The organism is Candidatus Methylomirabilota bacterium, assembly GCA_036005065.1.
GTDB lineage: Bacteria > Methylomirabilota > Methylomirabilia > Rokubacteriales > DASRDR01 > DASYQW01.
The window spans coordinates 1-21,819 of record DASYQW010000165.1 but is presented as its reverse complement, the minus strand read 5'-3'; the positions used below and the strand labels follow the sequence as shown (position 1 = coordinate 21,819).

The 21,819-nt window shown below is 70.1% G+C and carries 22 protein-coding genes; 1 reads left to right on the top strand and 21 read right to left on the bottom strand.

Going from position 1 to position 21,819, the window contains the following annotated elements; translation table 11 throughout:
• Positions 1-278 precede the first annotated feature (278 nt).
• Positions 279-539 (bottom strand): hypothetical protein, encoded by a 261-nt coding sequence (locus VGW35_12050; protein ID HEV8308391.1) that lies wholly within the window; start codon positions 537-539, stop codon positions 279-281.
• 248 nt (positions 540-787) lie between these two features.
• Positions 788-1,552, bottom strand: a complete 765-nt coding sequence (locus tag VGW35_12045) for a 3-oxoacyl-ACP reductase family protein (GenBank protein ID HEV8308390.1) — start codon at positions 1,550-1,552, stop codon at positions 788-790.
• A 55-nt stretch (positions 1,553-1,607) separates the two neighbouring features.
• Between VGW35_12045 and VGW35_12040 the strand changes: the two genes are divergently transcribed.
• Positions 1,608-2,708, top strand: a complete 1,101-nt coding sequence (locus VGW35_12040) for a hypothetical protein (GenBank protein ID HEV8308389.1) — start codon at positions 1,608-1,610, stop codon at positions 2,706-2,708.
• Positions 2,709-2,720: 12 nt separating this feature from the next.
• On the opposite strand, the gene VGW35_12035 is transcribed toward VGW35_12040, so the two are convergent.
• The 19 genes from VGW35_12035 to VGW35_11945 all read right to left on the bottom strand — a co-directional run.
• Positions 2,721-4,217, bottom strand: a complete 1,497-nt coding sequence (locus VGW35_12035; GenBank protein HEV8308388.1) for a sulfatase-like hydrolase/transferase — start codon at positions 4,215-4,217, stop codon at positions 2,721-2,723.
• A 14-nt stretch (positions 4,218-4,231) separates the two neighbouring features.
• Positions 4,232-5,059, bottom strand: a complete 828-nt coding sequence (locus tag VGW35_12030; GenBank protein HEV8308387.1) for an AMIN domain-containing protein — start codon at positions 5,057-5,059, stop codon at positions 4,232-4,234.
• Positions 5,044-5,385, bottom strand: a complete 342-nt coding sequence (locus tag VGW35_12025) for a hypothetical protein (protein HEV8308386.1) — start codon at positions 5,383-5,385, stop codon at positions 5,044-5,046. The genes VGW35_12030 and VGW35_12025 overlap by 16 nt, the downstream gene beginning before the upstream one ends.
• 6 nt (positions 5,386-5,391) lie before the next feature.
• Positions 5,392-6,690, bottom strand: a complete 1,299-nt coding sequence (locus VGW35_12020) for an extracellular solute-binding protein (GenBank protein HEV8308385.1) — start codon at positions 6,688-6,690, stop codon at positions 5,392-5,394.
• 35 nt (positions 6,691-6,725) lie between these two features.
• Positions 6,726-7,553: a carbohydrate ABC transporter permease gene (locus VGW35_12015; protein HEV8308384.1), complete on the bottom strand. Its 828-nt coding sequence runs from the start codon at positions 7,551-7,553 to the stop codon at positions 6,726-6,728.
• Between the two features lie 11 nt (positions 7,554-7,564).
• Complete coding sequence (locus VGW35_12010; GenBank protein HEV8308383.1) at positions 7,565-8,449, bottom strand: sugar ABC transporter permease; 885 nt, start codon at positions 8,447-8,449, stop codon at positions 7,565-7,567.
• Positions 8,450-8,573: 124 nt separating this feature from the next.
• Entirely contained in the window at positions 8,574-9,401 is an 828-nt protein-coding gene (locus tag VGW35_12005) for a carbohydrate ABC transporter permease (GenBank protein ID HEV8308382.1), read from the bottom strand.
• Positions 9,394-10,344 (bottom strand): sugar ABC transporter permease, encoded by a 951-nt coding sequence (locus tag VGW35_12000; GenBank protein HEV8308381.1) that lies wholly within the window; start codon positions 10,342-10,344, stop codon positions 9,394-9,396. Before VGW35_12000 ends, VGW35_12005 begins: the two co-directional genes overlap by 8 nt.
• A 24-nt stretch (positions 10,345-10,368) precedes the next feature.
• Entirely contained in the window at positions 10,369-11,733 is a 1,365-nt protein-coding gene (locus VGW35_11995) for an extracellular solute-binding protein (protein ID HEV8308380.1), read from the bottom strand.
• Between the two features lie 109 nt (positions 11,734-11,842).
• A complete protein-coding gene (locus VGW35_11990) occupies positions 11,843-12,886 on the bottom strand; it encodes a Gfo/Idh/MocA family oxidoreductase (GenBank protein ID HEV8308379.1) in 1,044 nt (347 codons plus the stop codon).
• A 1-nt stretch (position 12,887) separates the two neighbouring features.
• Positions 12,888-13,952 carry a Gfo/Idh/MocA family oxidoreductase gene (locus tag VGW35_11985; protein ID HEV8308378.1) on the bottom strand — a complete coding sequence of 355 codons (1,065 nt, stop codon included), beginning with the start codon at positions 13,950-13,952 and terminating at the stop codon, positions 12,888-12,890.
• Positions 13,953-14,012: 60 nt separating this feature from the next.
• Positions 14,013-15,062 carry an NrtA/SsuA/CpmA family ABC transporter substrate-binding protein gene (locus VGW35_11980; protein ID HEV8308377.1) on the bottom strand — a complete coding sequence of 350 codons (1,050 nt, stop codon included), beginning with the start codon at positions 15,060-15,062 and terminating at the stop codon, positions 14,013-14,015.
• Positions 15,063-15,125: 63 nt separating this feature from the next.
• Complete coding sequence (locus VGW35_11975) at positions 15,126-15,890, bottom strand: ABC transporter permease (protein HEV8308376.1); 765 nt, start codon at positions 15,888-15,890, stop codon at positions 15,126-15,128.
• 25 nt (positions 15,891-15,915) lie between these two features.
• Entirely contained in the window at positions 15,916-16,755 is an 840-nt protein-coding gene (locus tag VGW35_11970; protein ID HEV8308375.1) for an ABC transporter permease, read from the bottom strand.
• Positions 16,727-17,470, bottom strand: a complete 744-nt coding sequence (locus VGW35_11965; protein ID HEV8308374.1) for an ABC transporter ATP-binding protein — start codon at positions 17,468-17,470, stop codon at positions 16,727-16,729. Before VGW35_11965 ends, VGW35_11970 begins: the two co-directional genes overlap by 29 nt.
• A gap of 127 nt (positions 17,471-17,597) precedes the next feature.
• The gene (locus tag VGW35_11960) at positions 17,598-18,458 is read right to left on the bottom strand and encodes an MBL fold metallo-hydrolase (protein HEV8308373.1); all 861 of its coding nucleotides are present in this window, start codon (positions 18,456-18,458) and stop codon (positions 17,598-17,600) included.
• A gap of 153 nt (positions 18,459-18,611) precedes the next feature.
• Positions 18,612-19,475, bottom strand: coding sequence for a carbohydrate ABC transporter permease (locus tag VGW35_11955; GenBank protein ID HEV8308372.1), 864 nt, complete (start codon positions 19,473-19,475; stop codon positions 18,612-18,614).
• Positions 19,442-20,359: a sugar ABC transporter permease gene (locus VGW35_11950; protein HEV8308371.1), complete on the bottom strand. Its 918-nt coding sequence runs from the start codon at positions 20,357-20,359 to the stop codon at positions 19,442-19,444. The genes VGW35_11955 and VGW35_11950 overlap by 34 nt, the downstream gene beginning before the upstream one ends.
• A 165-nt stretch (positions 20,360-20,524) precedes the next feature.
• A partial coding sequence (locus VGW35_11945; GenBank protein ID HEV8308370.1) for a sugar ABC transporter substrate-binding protein occupies positions 20,525-21,819 on the bottom strand: 1,295 nt, incomplete at its 5' end.

Here is a 21,819-nt window from a genome sequence, read left to right as displayed (position 1 = left end):
GTCACCGGGAGCCGGCCGGAGTGACCCGGCGCCAACCACCGAGCACGGTGGCGCATGAGGAGCGCTCCGAGCGGCGGCTGTGCCGCCGCAACCGAGGGGGGGCATCGGGGGGGTCTTCCGAGACCCCCCCGAAGAACTAGGAGCCTGTCGGGTTAACAAGCGCTACGCGAACGCGGACCGCCGACGGTCGCTGTTCCCGCTCCGAGCGCCGGCTTTGCCGGGGCAACCTGTCCTGGGGGAGGTCTCGGAGGGGGCCGCGGAGGCCCCCTCCGAAGGGACTAGCGGCCCCGGAGGACCAGCAGGATCAGGATGAGCGGCGTGCCGTAGACTGCCATCACGCCGCCCAGGTTCAGCGCGTAGGTCCCGTTCGCCACGTCGACCAGCGAGCCCTTTCCCAGCCGCAGCGTCGTCACCAGGAACTCGCCGACCACGACGTTGAGATAGGCCCCGAGCGCGTTCATGATCGTGTCGGGGTAGATGAAGGGCAGAAGCGACGTGACGAGGCCGAGGGTCAGCACGAGGAAGACGAACACCAGCACGGCTCCCCCCCTTTTCCCGCGCCGTCCCGGGGGAATCATCCATCCGGCCTACCGCTCACCGCGGCACCCCTCGCCGCCGGACAGCCTCGGTTCCATCCCGACCACCGAGATGCCCATATCCTTACGCGGCGCCGCCCGGGCTTGTCAATAAATATGGTGACTCCCAACTGGGACAGCCCCGATTCTCCCGGCCGCCCTCCGCGCGGACGCCCGGACGCTCTCGACGTACCTCGGCGTCGGTGGCTGATTTACAGCGAGCCGGGGCCGCCGCCGTTCACGTAGATGACCTGGCCGGTCAGGTAGCTCGCCTCGTCGGAGACGAGGAAGCGGACCACGGCGGCGATTTCCTCCGGCCGTCCCGTCCGGCCGAGCGGGACGGAGCGGACGAAGGCCTCGGCCCGCTCCGGGCCCAGCGCGTCGAGCGACTCGCCCAGCATGTCGGTGGCGATCGGCCCGGGCGCCACCGCGTTGACCCGGATCCCGTGCGGCCCCTCCTCCTTGGCCAGGATCCGGGTCAGGGCGTCGAGGCCGCTCTTCGACACGGTGTACGGGCCGCTGGCGGCAGGAAAGCGCTGGGTCACGTTGGAGGAGAGGTTGACGATGTGGCCGCTCCGCCGTGCGCGCATGGGAGGCACCACGGCCTGGATCAGGTGGAACGGGCCGCTCAGGTTCACCCGGAGGATCCGCTCCCAGTCGGCAGGGGGGACGTCGGCCAGTCTCACGCCCGGGAGGTGGACGCCGGCGTTGTTCACCAGGACGTCGACCCGACCGAACATCTCGAGCGTCGAGCGGACCAGGGCGCGGCTCTCCTCGGGCACGCCGACGTCGGCTCGGAGCGCGTGGGCCTGTCCGCCGGCGGCCGCGATGGAGTCGACGAGCGCACGCGCCTCCCCCTCGCGCTCCCGATAGTTCACGACCACCCGGTAGCCGGCCTCGGCGAGGGCGCGGGCGACGGCCCGCCCGATCCCGCGCGACGCCCCGGTCACGATGGCAACCCCGCCCGGCTCACCCATACGCTCCTCCCTCGAGTCGACGCACGCGCGGCTCCCTCAGTATGATGGAGCCGCCATGCGGCGACGGACGCGCTACCTCGTGGGCGCGGGAGTCGGCGGCGCGCTCCTCGTCCTGGCTCTCGGCCTGCGCTACGGTCCCAGTGTCACCCTCGCGATGGCCCTGGCGGTCCCCGCCAGCCAGGCGTTCCTCGGCCCACTCGCCCACGAGCCGACGCGCGGCGAGCTCCGCCTGCCGGGGGCCGGCCGACCGCTCGACGCGGACGTCTACCGGCCCGCGACGCCGCGCGGCGCCATCCTCCTCGTCCACGGCCTGTCGCCCGCCGGCCGGCGCCATCCCGAGCTCCAGCGGCTGGCCCAGGTCCTGGCTCGACACGGTCAGCTCGTGATGGTGCCGGACTTCGAAGGGCTCCGGACCTTCCGGCTGGGCGGCCGCGAGGTGGACGAGATCGAGCAGGCCCTCCGCCATCTCCTCGAACAGAGCCGCCAGGTGGGCGTGGCCGGATTCAGCTTCGGCGCCGGCCCCACGCTCCTGGCGGCCGCCCGCCGGCCCGAGCTGCGCCTGGTCGGCAGCTTCGGCGGCTACGCGGACCTCCGACACGTCGTCACGTTCATCACGACCGGGGTCCACACCTTCGAAGGACGCCGGTACGTCACGGCGCCCGAGGAGTACAACCGCTGGAAGCTCCTGGCCCTCCTGGTCGGCTTCGTGGAGGACGAGGCAGACCGGGCGCGCCTCCAGCCCATCGCGACGCGGAAGCTCGCCAATCCGGCCGCTGACACCGGCGCCCTCGAGTCCGGCCTCGGGGAGGCCGGCCGGAGCATCCTCGCCCTCGTCCGGAACCGGCGCGAGGACGCCGTCGACCTCCTCCTGGCCCGCCTTCCGCCGGGCGCCCGCCAGGCCCTCGAGCGCCTCTCGCCGGGGCCGACCGTGGCCCGCCTGCCCGGGCGTCTCCTGATCGCGCACGGCGCCGAGGACAGCTCGATCCCCTACACGGAGAGCCTTCACCTGGCGATGCGATCGGGCGGGCGCGCCCGGGCCGTCATCTTCGACACCTTCCACCACACCGGCCCCCGACCGCTCTGGGATTCGCTGAACGCCCGGGCCCTGGACGGCTGGCGCCTCCTGCGAGTCGCTGACCAGCTCCTGGGTGGTTGAACATGCATCCCTCTAGCGTGAGGACTCCAGGTGCTTGGCGCGCTCGCGCGCCTCGACGGGCGCCGGATCGAATTCGGCCGGCGCCGGCGTGTAGGGGATCTTCACCCCGCTGGCGATGACCGCCTCCACTCCGCCGGCAGCCTCGAGCCGGCGCCGCTGGTCGGCCTTGGCCCGCCGATCGACCAGGTCGGGGTCGCAGATGGCGCGGAGCGCCTGCCGGCAGCCCCGGAGCGCCTCGGCGTGCTCCCGGGTCCCGGCCAGGTCGCGGGTCTCCTCGGGGTCGTCGATCATGTCGAAGAGCTGTGGCGGGGAGCCGACGTAGTGGACGTACTTGTAGCGCGCGGTGCGGATCATGAAGATGCCGCTCGGCGAGAAGATGGCGTGGTACTCGCTGAAGGCCACCCGCGGGCGATCGCCCTCCCGGGCGAGCGTCCACAGAGACTCGCCGGGCAGGTCCCGGTCGTCAGGCGCCGGGCGCGCGCCGACCGCGTCGACGATGGCCGGGAAGACGTCGACCAGCATGGCGTTGGTTCCGACCACGTGGCCCCGGGGCACGTCGGCACCGGCCACGATCAGCGGCACGGCCACCGCGCTCTCGTACATGGCACTCTTCCACCAGAGGCCGTGCTCGCCCAGCATCTCGCCGTGGTCGGTCGAGTAGATGATGCGCGTGGTCTCGCCGAGCCCGGCTTGCCGGAGGGCCGCGAGGACGATACCGATCTGCTCGTCGAGGAAGGTCACCATCCCGTAATAGGCCCGCAGCGCGTTCCGGATGGTCGCCTCGTCGAAGGGCGAGTCGAGCGCCTCCTGGCGGCGCTTCAGCTCCAGCACGGGGTGACGCGACCAGTGCTCGGGCGCGTACTGGACCGGCAGCGGCAGTGAATCCGGCGGATAGAGGGTCCAGTACCGATCGGGCACCACCAGCGGAAAGTGCGGCGTGATGAAGCCGACGAAGAGACACCACGGCTTCCGCTCTTCCGGGGCCTCCTCGCGGAGCCAGCGGGCACTCATCTCGGCGATGGCGCGGTCATAGCGCGTGTACTCGCTCTCCCCCGCCCGGGCCTCGAGGACCTGCTCTCGGCTCTGCGGGCGGACCGGCATGTCGCCGCGAAGCAGCCCGTACAGATCGCCCACGCCTTCCAGCACGTGCATTGGCACACGCTGGTCGGGGAACCCGCTGGGATCGTCGACCTTCCGGTAGTGGAGCTTGCCGATCGTGGTGACCTTGTGGCCCTGGAGGGTCAGCCGGTGCCCCCAGCTCGGCGCCTCGGTGCCGGTGTACGGCGTGGCGTTGTCCCACGAGTCGATCGCGTGGGCCCAGCGGCCGGTGGCCAGGCTCGCCCGCGACGGGACGCAGATCGGCGTCTGGCAGTACGCGCTGCGAAAGCGGGTCCCCGCCGCGGCCAGGCGGTCGAGGTTCGGCGTCCGCGCCACCGGGTTCCCGTAGCAGCCGAGCACGCGGCGGCTGTGCTGGTCCGAGAAGATGAAGAGCACGTTCGTCGGTCGCATGGGTCGGACTCCTCTCACCGGGACGGCCCGCTGGCGCCGATGTGGAGCACCAGCCCGCGGGGTAGCGACTCGATCCAGTACGGGACCTCGCGCCTGAGGCCCAGGATGAGGCGGATCACGGGGCTCGGGCTCCCGCGAAGCTGGATGAAGCGAATCCGGTCCACCATCGGCCCCCCCGGGGCCATCGGCGCCCGGTCGAACCCGTAGACGGCGTTGTCGAAATCCACGACGAGCCGCGGCGGGTCGGCCAGCGTGAAAGCCCGGTGGGGGAGCGGCCCGTCGGCCTCGACGCTGACCCGGGTCTCGCCGGCGGCCTCCGTGGGAGTGACCCGGCGGATCGTACGCACGTCAGGCGCCACGCCGGGTGCCCCCGGTGGCTCGCGGGGCGGCGGAACGGCGGTCGCGGCCGACGGGCCGGGCGCCGCCTCCTCGGTCCGTCCCTGACGCTCTCCGAGCGCTCCGACCGCGGCCTCGAGGCGCTTCACCGCCTCGGTCAGCTCGGCGACGCGGGCCTCCACGGCGGCCACCCGCCGGCCTGCCGCCTGGCTCCCTTCGAGCTGACGCTGCTCGACATCCCGCACGAGCGCCTGCACGGCGGTCCGCGCCGCGTCCAGCTCCGCCCGCACGCCGGCCAGGTCCTGCCGATCGACGGCGACTCCCCGGTAGGCCTGGAGCCGGGCGCGCAGGTCAGCCAGGTCGCGCCGGAGCTCCTCGATCGATTCCCGCAGCTCCGCTCGCGCCGGATCGGCCCCGGCGCTCTCATTGGACGGCGGGCCGGGCGCCGCGCATCCGGCCAGAAAGAGGGCGATGACCAGACCCCGGGCTCTCACAGATCGACCCATGCGCCCTCCCGATCCGCCGAGGCGTAGGCGGCCTCGATGAGGCGCACCGAGAGCCAGGCGTCGGCGAACGAGCAGGCCGGCGCCGTGCCGCGCTCCACGGCCGCGAGGAAGTCGACGGTGGCGCCTCCGATCGCCTCCACGGGCACCGACTTCACGATGCCCAGATCCCGGATGTCGGCGCAGTAGTCCTCGATCAGGTAGTTCCGCCGAATCTTGTCGTACGGGCCGAAGTGGGCCTCGACGGGCGGCCCGACCAGCCAGGGATAATGGTTGGCGCCGAGGTCCCACAGGTGATGATGCGCGTCGACGGCCGGGAGCCGTTCCACGGGGCCCTATGCCTTTTGGGCACGCTTCAGCTCCTGATCGGCGCGGGTGGCCGCCTTGGCGAGGGCGTCCCGGGGCGCCACCCCGCCGACCACCGCCGACTCGACCATCTCCGAGACGATCTGGATGACGGCCGGCAGGCCGACGACCCCGGGAAACGGACGGGCGAACGGGATGGTGTCGAGGAAGGCCTGGCCGAGCGGATTCTGCGCCAGGAACTGCTTGAAGCTCGGATGGTCGGCGGCAGCCTGCGAGTTGGGAAGGGCGCCGCTCTCGCCGGCCCAGCGTCCGCTGACCGCCGGCTGGACCCACCACTGGCAGAACCTGGCGACGGCCTCCTTGTTCTTGCCGAGGCTCGAGATGGTCCAGTAGTTGCCGGCGAAGTGCGCCGCCTTCCGGAGCTTCCAGGGCGCCGTCTTGGTCATGCTCCGGACCCTGGTGGCCAGGATGTTGGCGGTGAACACGGGGTAGAGGAGGATCGATCCGATCCTCCGCGTCCCCCAGTCGTTCCACGCCTCGACATCGGTGTAGAGCTTGTGCGGGGAGACCTTGTGCTTGTGGACGGCCTCGGCCAGGAAGGAGAGCGTCTCCAGGCCCGGCTCGGAGTTGAAGGCGCTGGCCTTGCCGTCCGGGCTGATGAGCTCGCCCCCCGCCGACAGGAGAAACGTCCAGTAGACCTGAGCGGTGGTGAAGCCCGCCTTGTTCCCCAGCATCAGCCCCCACTGGTTCTCGGCGGCATTGGTCATCTTGCGAGCCGCGGCGATCAGATCGTCCCACGTCTCGGGGAGCCTCTGGGGGTCGAGCCCGGCCTTCTCGTAGAGCTCCATGTTGTAGCACATGACGCCGAGGCCCCCGTTGACGGGCACCCCGTAGCGCCGCCCACCATAGATCGTGATGGGATCGAAGTTCTTGTAGGTCGTCGGGTCGAGCTTCACCAGGTCGTCCACCGGAGCGATGACCTTGTTGAGCGCCAGGTCCGGGGGGACGTACCCGGGGGCGTGGAAGATGTCCGGCGGCGCCCCGGCCGCCACCGACGCCAGATACTTGGGCAGGATCTCGGCCGGGCCGTACGACGTCGCCTTCACCTCCACGTCCGGGGTGGCCTGGTTGAACTCCCCGATGAGCCGGGTGAGGATCTCGTAGTTCTTGCCGGCGAAGTGCGCCCACAGCGTGACCGTCTGCTTCTTCGGCTGGCCGGGGGCTCGAGCCGGCCGCCCGGCGCCCACGACGAGTCCGGCGCCGCCGGCCGCCGCCGTCTTGAGAAAGGTCCGCCGCGCGAGGCCGCCGGCCTTGCCTGGTCGAGACATGAGGTACCTCCTCTCGTGCCCGGTTTCGGAGCGACTCACCCTCGAAGCCCACTCATGACGATGCCCTTGACGAAGTAGCGCTGGAGGGCCAGATAGATGACGACGGTCGGGAAGACCGACAGGGTGACCACGGCCATGACCACGCCCCACTCCACGGCCTCCGCCTGCTTGAGGGCGGCGATGAGCAGCTGGATGGTCCGCATCTCGGACGATTGCACCACGATCAGGGGCCAGAAGAACTCGTTCCAGGACGCGGTGAAGGTGAAGATGGCCAGGGTGGCCATGGCCGGTCCCAGGTGGGGGACCAGGACCTGGACCAGCGTACGCAGCCGGCCGCAGCCGTCGATCCGGGCCGCCTCCTCCAGCTCCCGGGGCAGCGTCAGCAGGAACTGACGCATCAGGAAGATGCCCAGCGGCGTCATGATCCGGGGCACGATCAGCCCCTGGTAGGTGTCGATCCAGCCGAGCCAGCGCATGAGGATGAAGGTGGGGATCATCGTCACCTGAGCCGGGATCATCATGGTGCCGAGGACCATCAGGAACACGGCATCGCGGCCCCGGAACCGGAGGCGGGCAAACGGGTAGGCGGTGAACACGCTCGTCACCACCACCGCCAGCGTCTCGGCCGAGGCCACCACGAGGCTGTTCAGGATCGCCCGGACGACCGGCTCCCGGTGGACGGCGGTCCGGTAGTTGTCGACGATGGGGTGCCGGGGAATGAGCTGGATCGTGGCGGAGTAGATCTCCGCGCTCGGCTTGAACGACGACGAGACCATCCAGACGTATGGCGCCAGCATGAGGACCGCTCCGCCCGCGAGCAGCGCGTGGAGCAGGAGTGTGAGCCCCGCCGGGCGGCGACTCATCGGTCGGCCCCTCACACCTCGAGGTGCCGGCCGAAGAAGCGGAACTGGAGCAGCGTCAGCACGAAGATCGCGCCGAAGAGGACGTAGCCGATGGCGGCCGCGTAGCCCATCCGGAAATAGGTGAACGCCTGCTGGTAGAGGTAGAACACGACGACCGACGTCGCCCCATCGGGGCCGCCGCCCGTCATCACGTAGACCAGCGCGAAGACCTGGAACGAGAGGATCACCGACATCACGACGACGAACAGGGTGGTGGGCCGGAGGAGCGGCCACGTGATCCGCCGGAAACACCCCCAGGCGCCGGCCCCGTCGATCCGAGCCGCCTCGTAGTACATGGTGTCGATCCCCTGCAGTCCGGCCAGGAAGATGGTCGCAAAGTACCCGACGTTCCGCCAGGCCGCCGTGACCACCAGGCACCCCAGGGCCAGCCGGGTGTCGGCCAGCCAGCGAGGGCCCGCCACGCCCAGTCCCCGCAGCACCTGGTTGAGGAGGCCGTACTGCGGATCGAAGATCCAGAGCCACACGATGCCGACGGCAACGACCGAGGTGACAGCGGGCAGGTAGTAGATCGTCCGGTAGAGCCGGATCTGCTTGAGCTTCTGGTCCAGCAGCAGCGCGGTCGCCAGGGAAAACACCACCAGGCACCCGGTGATCCCGACGGTGAAGACGGCGGTCTGGACGAGGCTTCGGATGAACGTCTCGTCACGGAGCAGCGCCGCGTAGTTGTCGAGGCCCACCCAGGTGGGCTCGGGCGACATCATGTTCCACTCGTGGAAGCTCAGGTAGAAGGCGTACACGATGGGGAACCCGACGAAGAGGCCGAAGAACCCGAGGGCCGGCGACAGGGAGAGCCAGCCGAACCGCGCCTCTTCACGCAAGATCTGGCGGCCGCCCAAGGCTCTCCAGGGAGCGCAGCGGGCCGGGACCCCGGTCGCCTGCTCCCGCTCCCAGGCCGATGAACCCGAGCCGCCGTGTCGTCATGCCTTCGCGTCCCCCGTCGGCCGCGACGTGGCGGGCCGGCTACTCACGGAGCCCACCGGCCGTCAGGCCGCTGACCAGATAGTGGCGGACGATCAGCGAGAAGACCACGACCGGCAGCATCACCAGGGTCCCGCCGGCCGCGATCTTGCCCCACTCCCAGCCCTCGTATTGCATGAAGTTCACGATCGCCACCGGCGCGGTCATGGCCTTGGTGCGGGTGAGGATCAGCGCGTAGAAGAAATCGTTCCAGGAGAAGATGAAGCACAGCACGGCCGTGGCCGCCAGCCCCGGGGCGGCCAGCGGCAGCGTGACGCGCAGAAAGGAGCCCCAGATGCTCGAGCCGTCGATCCAGGCCGCCTCCTCCAGGGCGCGCGGCACGCCGTCGAAGAACGTGCGCATCAACCAGATCACCAGGGCGAGGTTGAAGGTCAGGTAGATGAGGACCAGCCCGGGGATGGTGTCCAGCAGCCCCAGATACCGGTAGGCCAGGAAGAACGGGATCGTGAACGCGATGGGGGGCGCCATGCGGGTGGCCAGCACCCACAGCGCGATCCGGCGGCTGGCGCGGAAGCGGCCCCGGGAGAGCGCGTAGGCGGCGGGGACGCCGACCAGGAGCGAGAGCAGCGTCGAGGTCACGCTGGCGATCGCGCTGTTCCCGAAGGACCGGGGGAAGTGCCCCACCCGCAGCGCCCGGTAATGCTCCAGGGTCGGGCGGAAGAGCAGGTTGTAGCCGAGAATGTCCTCGTTGGGCCGAAACGACATCTGGAGCAGCCACAGGAAGGGGAACAGCACGACGGCCAGCAGGAGGCCGGCCGAGACGTACGTCGCCGGGCCGCGGCCGGCGCGGCGCCGGGCCTGGCTATTCAACGTCGACCTCGAGGCCCACCAGGCGGCTGATCACCCAGCTCAGGAAGAAGACGCCCGACACCATCACCACCGTGATGGCGCTGGCGTAGCCCCAGTACGAGAAGTTGAAGGCCTGGACGAAGGCGTAGTAGTTCGTCACCTCGGTGACCGTGCCCGGCCCGCCCCCGGTCAGCACGTAGATGAGGGGGAACGCCTTGATGCTGTCGATCAGGCGGAACAGAGCGGCCACCACCAGGGTCGGTCTGAGCAGGGGCAGCACGACGAACCGGAAGAGCGGCCAGGGGCCGGCGCCATCGATGCGGGCCGCCTCCAGCGGCTCCGCCGGCATCATCTGGAGCGCGGCCAGCACCATGAGCATGGTGAACGGGAACCACTCCCACACGTCGGCGACCGCGATGGCCCACAGCGCCCAGCTCGGGTCGGTGATCAGCGCGCGCATGGGATGGCCCAGGGCGGCCAGCACCCGGTGGAGCGGACTGATCTCCGGCGTGTAGAGCACCTTCCACAGGATGGCCACCACGATCGGCGGCAAGACCATCGGGATCAGGAAGGTCGCCCGCACGGCCCCCAGGAAGCGTGAGCGGGCGTTCAGCAGGAGCGCCACCGCCAGCCCGGCCAGGAGCTGCAGGGTGACGGTGGACACGGACAGCCGGAGCTGGACCCACAGGGAGTTCGTGAAGCGCTCGTCGCCGGCGAGCTCGACGAAGTTGGCCCACGGGCTCGAGAAGTTCCAGGCCGTCTCGTCGGGGCGGACGAGGCTCAGCGGCGTCAGGCTGGTCACGAGGAGGTAGAGAGCCGGCGCCACGGTGATGGCGGCGAGCACGACCAGCGCCGGTGCCAACCCGATCAGGAAGGCCCGGCGCCGCTCGGCCGCCCAGCCCGGCCGGAGCAGTCGCGCCGCCGCCCGGGGGCCGACGGCTACGTTGGCGACGCCGCCGCTCATGGATGCGGGTCCGGGCGGGCCGGACTACAGCTTGACGCCGGCTTTCTTCAGATCGGCGACGGAGTTGGCTTGCGCCTTCTGCATCGCCTCCCTGGCCGACATCTGCCCGGAGGTGATCAGCTCGATCGCCTTGTCGATCTGCTTGTCCACCTGCGGGTAGACGTGGACCGTCCGATACTTCATGTAGCCCCGCGCGGCCAGGTCGATCGTCTTGAGGTAGAGGTCGGCGACGTCGCGGCCGTTGATGGTCATCTTCTGCTTGAACTCGGGACCGGCGATGATCGAGCGGCGCGTGATCGATCCATAGCCCTTCTCGGTGAGCATCCGCCGCATCATGTCCTTCGACAGGGACCACTTGACGAATTCCCAGGCGGCATCCTTCTTCTTCGAGCCGACCGGGATCCCGAAGCCGTGGGAGGCGATCCCCGGAAATCGGCCCTTGGGTCCGGCGGGCATCAGCGAGTAGTTGACGGTGCCGGCCACCTTGCTCTTCTTGGGGTCTCCGAGCTGCACGAGCCACGCCTGGTTGAACGTGATGTAGTTCGCGCGGCCCTGCTGCAGGCTGTTCAGCGCCTGGTCGTACGTGTACGACAGAATCCCGTCCGGCCCGTACGCGCGCAGGAGGTTCGCGTAGAACTCGGCCGCCGCGACCGCCTCGGGGGTGTCGAGGGTCGGCATGAGGTCCTCGGGCGGGTTTCGGAACACGTTGCCACCGAACCCCTGGAGATAGGGGATCCAGGTCCAGCCGTGGTGGTTCTCGTTGACGAACCCCTTGACGCCCTCCTTGTCGTGGACGGCCTTGAGGAGCTTGACGATGTCGTCGAAGGTCTCCGGCATCCGGAGGCCGGCCTTCTCGACGAGATCGTAGCGGGCGGCCGCCGCCATGTAGGCGTCGGCGATCCAGGGGAAGGCGTAGACGTTCCCCTTGGGGTCCTTGAGGGGCGCCACCGCGCCCGCCAGGAAGTCGCCGGGCTCCCAGTCGGGAGCCGTCTTGTTGGGGTCGCTCAGGAACTCGTTGAGCGGCGTGAACCAGCCGGCGCCGATCCAGCGGCTCGAGTAGATGAAGGTGAGGTTCAGCACGTCGTAGGCGCTGCCCTTGGTCGACAGCTCCAGGTCCGCCCGCTGGTTGTAGACCGGGAAGGCGGGCGTCTCGTAGTTGACCTTGATGCCGGTCTTCTCCTCGAACTCCGGAACGTAATCGCCGAGCCACTTGGGGTACGGCCCGCTCCAGGCCGAGACGTTGAGGGTCGTCCCGGCGAAGGGCTTGCCCCGGCCGGCCTGGGCCGGCGCGCGTCGCGGGGCGGCCGCGATCCCGGCGCCGATGGCGGCCAGGCCCGTTCCGAGGATGCTCCGTCGTGTGACCGGCCGCGTGGCGCCGTGCTCGTCCATGGTCCTGACCTCCTCGGTCCCGAGGTATGCGCGACCCCGCCGCGACGATATCCGCTTCGGCCTGACCGGGTCAACCCCCGGCCGAGATCATGGGAGGGGCCTCGGGCTTTTAGCGCGGGGCCGGGACGGTCTGGCGCTGCCCCGTCTCCACCGCCCGGTAGGCGGCCAGGATCATCGCCACCGCCCGGCGCCCGTCCTCCACCGTCACCGGCGTCGGGGTGCCGTGGTGGAGCGCCTCCAGGAAGTGGAGCGGGTTCTGCTGGTGGAAGCCTCCGGTCTTGAAGCGCGGGACGATGGGCGACACGGCCCAGCGCCGCTCGGACTGCGCGACCCGGAAGGTCTTGAGGAACCCATCCCGCGTGATGTCGCGCGAGCCGAGGTCGACGCCCGCCAGGATCGCGGTGCCTCCCGTGCCGTAGAGCTCGACGGAGTTGTCGGCCGCGACGAAGCTCCAGCTCGTCGTCACCTCGGCCAGCAGGCCGTCGGGAAACCGGAACACGGCGACCGCCGCGTCCTCGACCGGAAGCCCGAGCGCGGCGCTCGAGATCATGGCCGTCACGCTCTCGGGCTCCCCGAAGAGCCAGCGCAGGAAGTCGGCCGCGTGGACCCCCTCGTCCAGGAGCGTCCCTCCACCCCCGCGCGCCGGATCGACGTACCACTGCCGGATGAAGTCGGACTCGAGCCCGTGGGCGTGTCCGTGGCGGACACGGGCGAGCGCGACCCGGCCGAGCTCGCCCCCCCGGATCATCCGCCTGAGCTCGTGGTTCACGGGATCGAAGCGCTTCGGGAAGCTCTGCATGAAGACGATGCCGGCCTCGGCCACCAGGGCCGCGATCCGGTCACAGTCGGCGAGCGTGGTGGCCAGCGGCTTCTCGCACAGGATGTGGCGCCCGCGCCGGGCCGCGGCCTCCACCAGGCGCAGGTGCTGCACCGTTTCCGACGTGATGCCGACGGCGTCACAGGCCTCCAGCAGCGGCCCGAGGTCGGGCCAGAACCGGACCCCATACCGCCGGGCGGCCTCGGCGCCCCGAGCGGTGTCGTCGTCCCAGACGCCGATGAACTCGGCCAGCGGCGACTCACGGAAGACCTCGGCCCAGAAGTTCGCGTGATAGTGGGCGAAGCTGAGGATGCCGACCCGGATCGGGGGCGCCACCTCAGGCCGTCTCCGCGCCGACGCCGGAAGCCGAGCTCTCCACCGGCTCCTGACGCCCGGCCGCGGCCGCGCGGGAGAGCGCCTCGGCGACCAGCAGCGTGGCGAGCCCGTCCTCGGCCGTCCGGTCGGAAGGCATCGTGCCCCGCAGGCTGTCGAGCCAGCGGGCGTGCTGGCGCTCGCCGAAGGGGCGGGCCGGCAAGTCGGGGACGAACCAGCCGCGCGAACCCGTGAGCGCCGGCGCGTAGACGGCCAGCGGGCCCCGCTCGCTCCGGAGCCACAGCGTGGCATCGGCGCAGTAGATCTCGAGCCGGAACCGGTCGCAGCCCTGGATCTCGCTCAGGCTCATCTCGTGACTGCCGAGGGCGCCGGCCTGGAACCGGTAGACGGCCAGCGCGTGGTCCGCGTTCTCGGGCCGCACGGTCCGGCCGTCGGCCAGGACCCGCTCGGCCTGCAGGGTGGCCAGGGTGCCGGTGACCGACGCGATGTCGCCGATGACGTGCCGGAGGAGGTCGATCCCGTGGACTCCGAGCTGGAGGACGACGCCACTCGGCACCGTCTCCCGCGAGAAGAACCAGTCGTGCCAGTCGGGGCCGGGCGTGGCGTTCCGCATCCGCACGGCGAACACGGGTCCGAGCTGGTCGCCGGCCAGGAGCTCGCGCGCCCGCACGACTTCCTCGAAGTGGCGGTGCATGAAGCTCACCTGGAGGTCGACGCCGGCCCGCCGGGCGGCGGCGATGATGCGCCGGCACTCGGCCGAGGTGCGGGCCATCGGCTTCTGGAGGAGGATGGCCTTGCCGGCCTCGGCGGCCGCGATCGCGATCTCCGCGTGAGTGTCGTCGGGCGTGGCGATGATCACGGCGTCCACGTCGGGCCGGTCGAGCACGGCGCGGTAGTCGCGGACCACGTCGCGGATGCCGAACCGCCGGGCCAGGGCCGCGGCGCGGTCGGGCGTGCGACCCACCAGGACCCGGACCTCCGCGCCGCCGGCCGCGGCCAGCCCGGCCAGGTGGTAGGCGCTGATGAAGCCGGCCCCGATCATCCCGACGCGGATCACCTCAGCCGCCACGCGCTGCTCCCCCTTTCCCCTCTCCCCCACCGGGGGAGAGGGTCAGGGTGAGGGGGTCCCTCACGGCTTCCAGCGGCCCCTGACCTTCACCAGCGACGCGTCCACCTCGCCCACGGGATCGGTGTAGGTGTAGTCGAGGATGGGCGTCCGCTTCTTGATCCGACCCGACGTCTCGAGAAAGGCGGTGGTGCGCTCCATGTCCGCGACGTACGCCTCGTCGAAGACCGGGTTGAAGACGTAGTTGTCCCAGAGGGCCCGGTTGGTCGCGAGGTCCTGCTTCTGGAACTCGGAGAACAGGCGCAGCACCTCCTCCTTGTTCTGCGGATCGGCCACGTACTTCTGCGCCCGCAGCAGGACCTGCATGATCGCCCGGACCGCCCGCGGGTTCTTGCGCGCGAACTCCTGGGAGGCCACCCACACGGAGCGGTTGTCCGAGATCTTCACGCGCTCGCCCTGGTTCCCGGCGAAGTAGCTGATCAGGCCGGTGTGCACGACCCTGGCGTCGACGCCCTGGAGCGCCCGATACGGCCACGGTTCCCAGGAGAGCAGCGCCTGGATGTTCCCCGACACCAGGCCGGCGAGCTGCTCCGGCGGCGGGAGGTTCACCACCTGGAGCCGCCCCTCGTCGAGACCGTAGTGCCTGGCCAGCTGGTGAAGGTCGGCGCTGGCGGTGGAGCCCTGGAGCAGGCCGATCTTGATCCGGTAGAGATCCTGCGGCGTGTTGACGTTGGCGTCCTTCCGGACGACGAGCTTGTCCAGGCCCCAGTTCACGCAGTTGGTGCCGAGGATCACGATGGGGATCCCGTTGTGGAACATCGAGATGGGCGGAAGGTTGCCCGGGGTCCAGAGCTGGATCTCCCCGGCCACCAGGGCCTCGCCGGCCAGGGCCCCCGCCGTGAACGTCTTGGTCGTGACTTCCGTGAAGCCGGCCTCCTTGAACCATCCCTTGGTGATGGCCACGATGTGCGGCGCGAACGGCAGGTCGATGCCGAACCCGAGGGCGAGCTTCCGGATCTCCGGCTCGGCCGCGCCGGCGGGGCCGATGGCCGCTCCCGCCAGTCCCAGCAGCAGCCCCACGCCCGCCAGGATGCCCCACTGATGTCGACGCATGGTCGCCTCCTTATCGAACGCTAGAGCGGAACGCCGCCATCTTGGTGTCTGGCGTCGGGCCGGTCAAGCCCCGCGTCCCCGCAGGAGCCGCCGCCGGATGACCTCCCCGATGCCGTAGTCGGTCATCAGGTTGGTCGCCCCGATCAGGAGGATCCCGAAGATGATGACCCCGATCTCGCCGAACTGTCGGGCATGCATGACGAGAAACCCCATCCCGCGGTCGGCTGCGATCAGCTCGGCCGCCACCAGGACACCGAAGGCGAGCCCCCAGCCGACCCGGATGCCCGTCGCGATGTCGGGCATGGCGGCCGGGATGGCCACCCGGAAGAGGAGGGCGGGCCCCGCGAGCCCCATCGTCTGGGCCGCCCGCAGGAGCATGGGATCGATGCCGACCATGCCCCGGTAGGTGTTGGTCACCACCGGGAAGAAGGCGCCCAGGAAGATGACGAACACCTTGGAGGCCTCCCCCAGACCGAACCAGATGATGGCGATCGGGATCCAGGCGAGCGGCGGGATCGGCCGGAGGAGCTCGATGACCGGATGCATGAGGACGCCGAGCCACCGGTACCAGCCCGATGCGATCCCGACGAGGATCCCGAGCGCCGCCGCCACGCCGAACCCCCAGCAGATCCGGCCCAGACTCGTGCCCACGTGCCCGAGGAGCTCCGCCACCGGCATGCGCGCGAGGGTGACCCCCACCACGCGACTCGGCGGGGGAAAGACGAGGGGGCTCACCAGGCCGCTCCGCGACACGGCCTCCCAGGCCGCCACCACGCCGACGGTCCCGGCCAGGCTCAGCACGACATCGCGCCCGACCCGGGTCCTCATCGGCCTGGGGATCGGCCCGGGCCGCTCATCGGCGGACGGACTCGAGCCCGCGCTCCCACGGGAGGAGGACGCGCTCCAGCCACCCCAGGCCGGCCGAGATGCCGAACCCGAAGAGGCCGATCACCGCCATCCCGACCAGGCTGATGTCGGTCCGGTAAAACGTCCGCGCCTCCATGATGAGCGCGCCGAGGCCGTGGATGGTCCCGATCATCTCGACCCCCACGATCACCATGAAGCCGACGCCGAGCGCGATCCGCATGCCTGCGAACATCCGGGGCAGCGCCGCCGGCAGGACGACGCGCACGAAGATCCCGACCGGACCGGTGTCCAGCGTCCGGGCGGCCCGGACGTGGAGCGGGTCGATGTACTTCACGCCGGCGATCACGTTGGTCAGCATCACCCAGAAGCAGCCGTAGGCGATGAGGAGCACTTTCGAGAGCTCCCCGACCCCGAACCAGACGATGGCGAGCGGGAGGAGGCTGATGGTGGCCACCGATCGCGCGAAGGTGATCAGCGGCAGGGTGAGCGTGTCGAGCGCCGGCACCCAGCCGATGAGGACCCCGAGCGGCACGGCGACCGCGACGGCCAGGAGGTATCCCTGGGCGATCCGCTCCAGCGTGACGGCGACGTGGGTGCCGATGCGGATCCCCTGGGGGAAGCCGTCCCAGGCGAGCTCCCAGAAGGCGAGCGCGAGCCGGGTGGGCGGCGGGAAGTAGAAGACCTTGACGAGCCCGGCCAGGGAGGCGAGCTGCCAGAGGACCACCAGCAAGCCGACGAACACGAGCCCGGCCCAGCCGGCCCCCCGGAGCCGGCGCGCCCAGGTCGGTCGCCGAGGCTCAGGCCAGGCTCCGCCAGATGTCGTCATAGAGGGCGACGAACTCGGGCTTGGTCCGCTCGTGAGGGCGCGGGAAGCTGACCGGAAACTCGTGGCGGATGCGCCCCGGGCGGGCGGTGAGCACGACCACCCGGTCGGACAGGACCAGCGCCTCCGAGATGGAGTGGGTCACGAACACGACCGTCTTCTTGCGCGTGGACCACACGCGCAACAGCTCCTCCTGCATTTCGATGCGGGTCAGCTCGTCCAGCGCCCCGAAGGGCTCGTCCATGAGCAGGATCTCCGGGTCGAGGGCGAGGGCCCGGGCGATGGCCACGCGCTGCTGCATGCCGCCGGAGAGCTCGAGGGGGTACTTGTGCTCGGCGCCGCGGAGGCCCACCAGCTCGATGAGCTGCCGGGCGACCTCGTGGCGCGGGCCCGCCGGCATGCCGCGGCTCTTGCACCCGAACTCGACGTTCTGGAGGGCCGTCAGCCACGGGAAGAGGGCGTGCTGCTGGAACACCATCCCCTTCCCCTGCCCCGGCCCGGTGACCCGACGACCGTCGACCCGCACCTCGCCGGTGGTGGGGGCGACCAGGCCGGCGATGATGTTGAGGAGCGTCGTCTTGCCACAGCCGCTCCGCCCCACCAGGGTGACGAACTCGTTGTCCTGGATGGTCAGGCTGATCCCGTCCAGGACGAGGCCACCGTCCGGATCGTCCGATTCGAACCGCTTGCCGACGCCGTCGATCTCGATCTTGGCCATCGGGGGGTCAGTTCGGCTTGGGGTGGGAGCGCCTGCTGCCGCTCCCCCCCAACTCCCCCCACCAGCAGGCCGCCGCACCCTTGCCTCCTCGCACGGACACCTCGCGCGTCGAGTGCTTCACGGGCTCTCAGAGGTCGAGGGCGAGCAGCTCGCGCCCCCAGACGACCCGGCCGTCGTAGACGCGGCCGATGTCGCGCAGGGCGCGCTCCATGTTTCCGGGCTCCTCGAGACTCTGGCTCTGGTGGACCAGGACCAGGGTGCCGACGCCGGCCTCCTGGGCCATGCGGGCGGCCGCGGTGCTGCCGCACATGGCGTCGGCCTCCGGCGTCCCGTCGATGTCCTCCTGCACGAACACGCAGACGCACAGCATCACATCGGCGCCCCGGGCCAGCTCGACCACGCTCGCGCACGGCCGGGTGTCGCCGGTGATCACGACGCTTCCCTGCGACGAGTCCACCCGGTGGGCCAGCGAATCGAGCCAGGGCTGGACGTGCTCGGCCGGCGCCGCCCGCACCTCCCAGTCCTTGCCCCGCACGAGCTGCCCCGGCCCCACGTCCCGGGCGTGCACGACGGGCGGCTTCCGCGGCAGCACGCCGCCCCGCCGCCGGTACGCGTTCAGGCTCAAGGGGTGGTTGACGCGGGCGATCCAGTCGTGGGCGAAGATCCCCTCCTTCTCGTCCAGGATCCCGCGGGTGAGCGCCTCGGTCGGCCTGGGGCCGAAGACCTGCAGCACCGCCTCGCGGCCGACGGACTGATCCCAGCGGGTGAGGAGGAACGCCGGGTAGTCCACGTCGTGGTCGAAGTGGTGATGCGTGAAGAAGAGGTAGTCCACCCGGGTCGGAACGAGGCCGGCTTTGACCAGCTTGTAGGTGGTCGCCGGCCCGCAGTCGAACATCACGTACTGGTCGCCGAGCTGGAGGACGTAGGAGGACCCGTACCGCTCGGCGGTCGGGGTCGGCGTCCCGCATCCCAGGATGTACCCGCGCATGACGGCTCCCTCCGCGAGCCTAGGTCATTTCGGGGGGGTCTCGGAAGACCCCCCCCGAGGCCCCCCCGTCGTGGCGGCGGCGAAGCCGCCGCTCGGAGCACTCCTCGACGCACCACGCGCTCGGTGGCCGGCGCCGGTTACTCCGACACGTGTCTAGCCCTTGACGGCGCCGAGGGTGAGGCCCTTGAGCAGCTGCTTCTGGGCGACCGCCACGAAGATGAGCGCCGGAATGCTGGCCAGGATCGACGCCGCGCTCATCTCCCCGTAGAGGATCGCGAACTCCTGGGAGAACTTCGCCACGCCGACGGGAATCGTCGTGGCCTCGGCCGTCGAGGTCAGGGTCAGCGCGAACAGGAACTCGTTCCAGCTGAAGAGGAACGCCAGGATGGCCGCGGCTCCCAACCCGGGCCCGGCCAGCGGGAGCGCGATGCGGAGGAAGCTCCCGGTGCGGTTACAGCCGTCCACCATGGCGGCCTCCTCCAGCTCCTTCGGAAGCTCGTCGAAGAAGCCCTTCATGATCCACATCACCACGGGGAGGGTGATGATCGTGTGGGCGGCGATGACCGGGAGGTAGGTGTTGTACACGTCGAAGAACCGGGCCAGGAGGAAGAACGGCCCCGTGAAGGTGATGGGCGGCACCATGTGGACGAAGAGCATCCAGCCCAGGACGAACGCCGTGACGGCGCGGGACCACCGGAACCGCGAGAGGCTGTAGGCGCCGAGCGCGCCGCAGACCAGCGAGATCGCCATCGAGGCGAGCGCGATGACCAGGCTGTTGACGCCGAGTCGCAGGAAGCTGATGTCCTGCTCGAACAGGACCCGTCGGAAGTTGACGAGGGTCGGCTCGAAGGTCCAGCTCCACTGGACGATGTCCTTGAAGAACTTGAAGGCGTTGGTCCCGACCCAGAGGAACGGCGCCAGGGTGAGCCCCGAGGCCACCACGAGACCGGCGTAGCGGGCCGGCGTCCCCCACCCCCCACCCGTCAGGCGGCGATGCGCTCGCGCCGCAGCGTCCACAAGTAGCCCAGCACGAAGACGGAGGTGAGGAGGGCGGCCACCACAGAGAGAAACGAGCCGTAGCCCAGCTCCATGGTCCGAAAGATCACCTTGTAGATGTACATGCTGACGACCTCGGTGGACGTCCCCGGCCCGCCGGTGGTGAGGAGGAACACCTCGTCGAAGACCTTGAAGGCGAAGACAGTCCGGAGCATGAGCGCCACCAGGATGATCGGCCGCATGAGGGGGAGAGTCAGCGCCCGGAAGGCCTGCCAGGCAGAGGCGCCGTCGACCCGGGCGGCCTCGAAGGGCTCGGCGGGAAGCGATTCGAGCCCGGCCAGCAGGATCAGGAACATGAAGGCGGTCCAGTGCCACACGTCCACGATCATGACTGACCCGAGGGCGATAGCCGGGTCGCCGAGCCAGTTGGGCGTGGGGAGCCGGAGCTCCCGCAGGAGCGCGTTGATCACGCCGAACTCGCTCTGGTACATGAGCCGCCACATCGTGCCGATCGCGATGGGCGGGACGAGAAGTGGGATGACGAGGACCGTCTTGAAGAGGCCCCCGCCGCGAGGCAGGCCGCTCGCCAGGAGGGCCACCACGAAGCCCAGGACGAACTCGACCAGGACCACGCCCACCACGAAGACGAGCGTGTTCCGGACGGCGGCCCGAAAGACCGTGTCCTCGCCCATCAGTTCCAGGTTCCGGAGCCCCGAGTAGTGAGCGACGATCGAGCCCCCGCCGAAGGTGTAGTCGGAGAGGCTCATGCCGACGAGCTGAACCAGGGGATAGGCGGTGAGCAGGAGGAGGACCACGAAGACCGGGAGCAGCGCCCAATAGCGGAATGTCCGATCGAGCGCCCCTCCGAGGCCTGGCAGCCCGATCCCGACCCCACGCTTCTCCACGGGCCCTCCGATATCCGAGGAACTACCAGCCTGTCGGGTTAACCAGGCGCCAGGCGACTATCACAACCGCCTACGGTTGGTGTTCCGCTCCGAGCGCGGGCTTCGCCCGCGCAACCTTCCTGGGGGTGGGTCTGGGCGGGGGCCGTCCAGGCCCCCTCCCATGACCTAGCCGAGCTTCCCGGTCTGGTAGCCCGCCCGCTTCATGATGTTGAAGATTTCGTCGGCAGCCTTGTCGAGGGCGTCCTTCGGGCCGAGGCTCTTGGTGACCGCCTGGTTGAGCCGGAGGCCGAGGACCTCGGTGAGCTTCGGGCCCTCGGCGACCCGGGGAAAGGCCCGGATGTAGGGCGTGCTGGCCGCCTTGGCCTTCAGGACCCGGAACCGCGGCTCGTTGGCCAGTTCGGAGCCGAGCACGTCTTGGCGGACCGGGATGGAGCCGAACCGGGCGTACTCCATCTGGGCGTCCTTGGTGATCGCCCACTTGAGGAACTCGAGCGCCGCCTTCTTCTTGTCCTGGTCGACGACCCGGGGGATGGCCATGACCCAGATCCCCATGGTGGCGGAGTGCCGCCCGCCGGCGGGCTTCGGGACGGCGGTCCATTGGACCTTGTTGACGACCCGCGACTTCTCGGGGTTGTCCATGTCGGGGTAGGTGGAGCTGGCCATGACCGTCTGCAGAACCCTGTCGGCCGTGAAGAGCGCGATCTGCTCGGCCTGGTTGAGGTCCCCCACGTTCTGGGGCGAGAACTGGGTGAGGCTCACGTAGAGCTCGAGCGCCTTCACGGCCTCCGAGCTGTTGATGACCACCGTCCAGTCGTCGGGCGGGCTCTTGAAGACGTCGCCGCCGTAGCCGCGGAGGAACGGCATCCAATCCCACCACACCCCGTCGCGGTGCCCGCGGGCGGCATAGCCGTAGAGGCCCTTCTGGGGGTCGTGGAGCTTCCGGGCCGCCTGGATCACGTCGTCCCAGGTCTCGGGCGGCTTGAGCCCGGCCTTCTCGTACAGGTCACCTCGATAGGCGAACAGCTGGAAGATGCCGCTGATGGGCACGCCGTAGAGGATGCCGTCCTTGGTGGAGTATTTCTTCTTCGGGTCCCAGCGGCCGGCGTAATCGTATTCGATGACCTCTTTGGGGAGCTCGAAGCCGGGGTCGATCTCCTTGAGCGGGGTCATCCACCCGCGGTCGTAGAAGGTCATGTACCAGCCTTCGTTCAGGTTGATGATGTCGAACTCCTTGGAGCCCGCGGTCATCGCGTTGAGGGACTTCTCGAGGAGGCCGGTGAAGGGGAAGAGCTGGAGCTGGACCTTGTTGCCGGACTGCTGCTGGTAGAGGTCGACCAGCTTCCGGAACCCGGGCAGCCACGGCGACTGGTTGATGGCGATCGAGATCTGGGCCAGGCCCTTGACGGCGGGAGCCGCGGCCGCCGTCCGGCCGAAGGCGGATACCGCCGCGGCGGTCAGGG

What these genes read in the sequence shown, in the direction of transcription:
- VGW35_12045 (HEV8308390.1), bottom strand. Translation starts at nt 1,552, where the DNA reads ATGGGTGAGCCGGGCGGGGTTGCCATCGTGACCGGGGCGTCGCGCGGG.
- VGW35_12040 (HEV8308389.1), top strand. Translation starts at nt 1,608, where the DNA reads ATGCGGCGACGGACGCGCTACCTCGTGGGCGCGGGAGTCGGCGGCGCG.
- VGW35_12035 (HEV8308388.1), bottom strand. Translation starts at nt 4,217, where the DNA reads ATGCGACCGACGAACGTGCTCTTCATCTTCTCGGACCAGCACAGCCGC.
- VGW35_12030 (HEV8308387.1), bottom strand. Translation starts at nt 5,059, where the DNA reads ATGGGTCGATCTGTGAGAGCCCGGGGTCTGGTCATCGCCCTCTTTCTG.
- VGW35_12020 (HEV8308385.1), bottom strand. Translation starts at nt 6,690, where the DNA reads ATGTCTCGACCAGGCAAGGCCGGCGGCCTCGCGCGGCGGACCTTTCTC.
- VGW35_12015 (HEV8308384.1), bottom strand. Translation starts at nt 7,553, where the DNA reads ATGAGTCGCCGCCCGGCGGGGCTCACACTCCTGCTCCACGCGCTGCTC.
- VGW35_12000 (HEV8308381.1), bottom strand. Translation starts at nt 10,344, where the DNA reads ATGAGCGGCGGCGTCGCCAACGTAGCCGTCGGCCCCCGGGCGGCGGCG.
- VGW35_11995 (HEV8308380.1), bottom strand. Translation starts at nt 11,733, where the DNA reads ATGGACGAGCACGGCGCCACGCGGCCGGTCACACGACGGAGCATCCTC.
- VGW35_11980 (HEV8308377.1), bottom strand. Translation starts at nt 15,062, where the DNA reads ATGCGTCGACATCAGTGGGGCATCCTGGCGGGCGTGGGGCTGCTGCTG.
- VGW35_11975 (HEV8308376.1), bottom strand. Translation starts at nt 15,890, where the DNA reads ATGAGGACCCGGGTCGGGCGCGATGTCGTGCTGAGCCTGGCCGGGACC.
- VGW35_11970 (HEV8308375.1), bottom strand. Translation starts at nt 16,755, where the DNA reads ATGACGACATCTGGCGGAGCCTGGCCTGAGCCTCGGCGACCGACCTGG.
- VGW35_11965 (HEV8308374.1), bottom strand. Translation starts at nt 17,470, where the DNA reads ATGGCCAAGATCGAGATCGACGGCGTCGGCAAGCGGTTCGAATCGGAC.
- VGW35_11960 (HEV8308373.1), bottom strand. Translation starts at nt 18,458, where the DNA reads ATGCGCGGGTACATCCTGGGATGCGGGACGCCGACCCCGACCGCCGAG.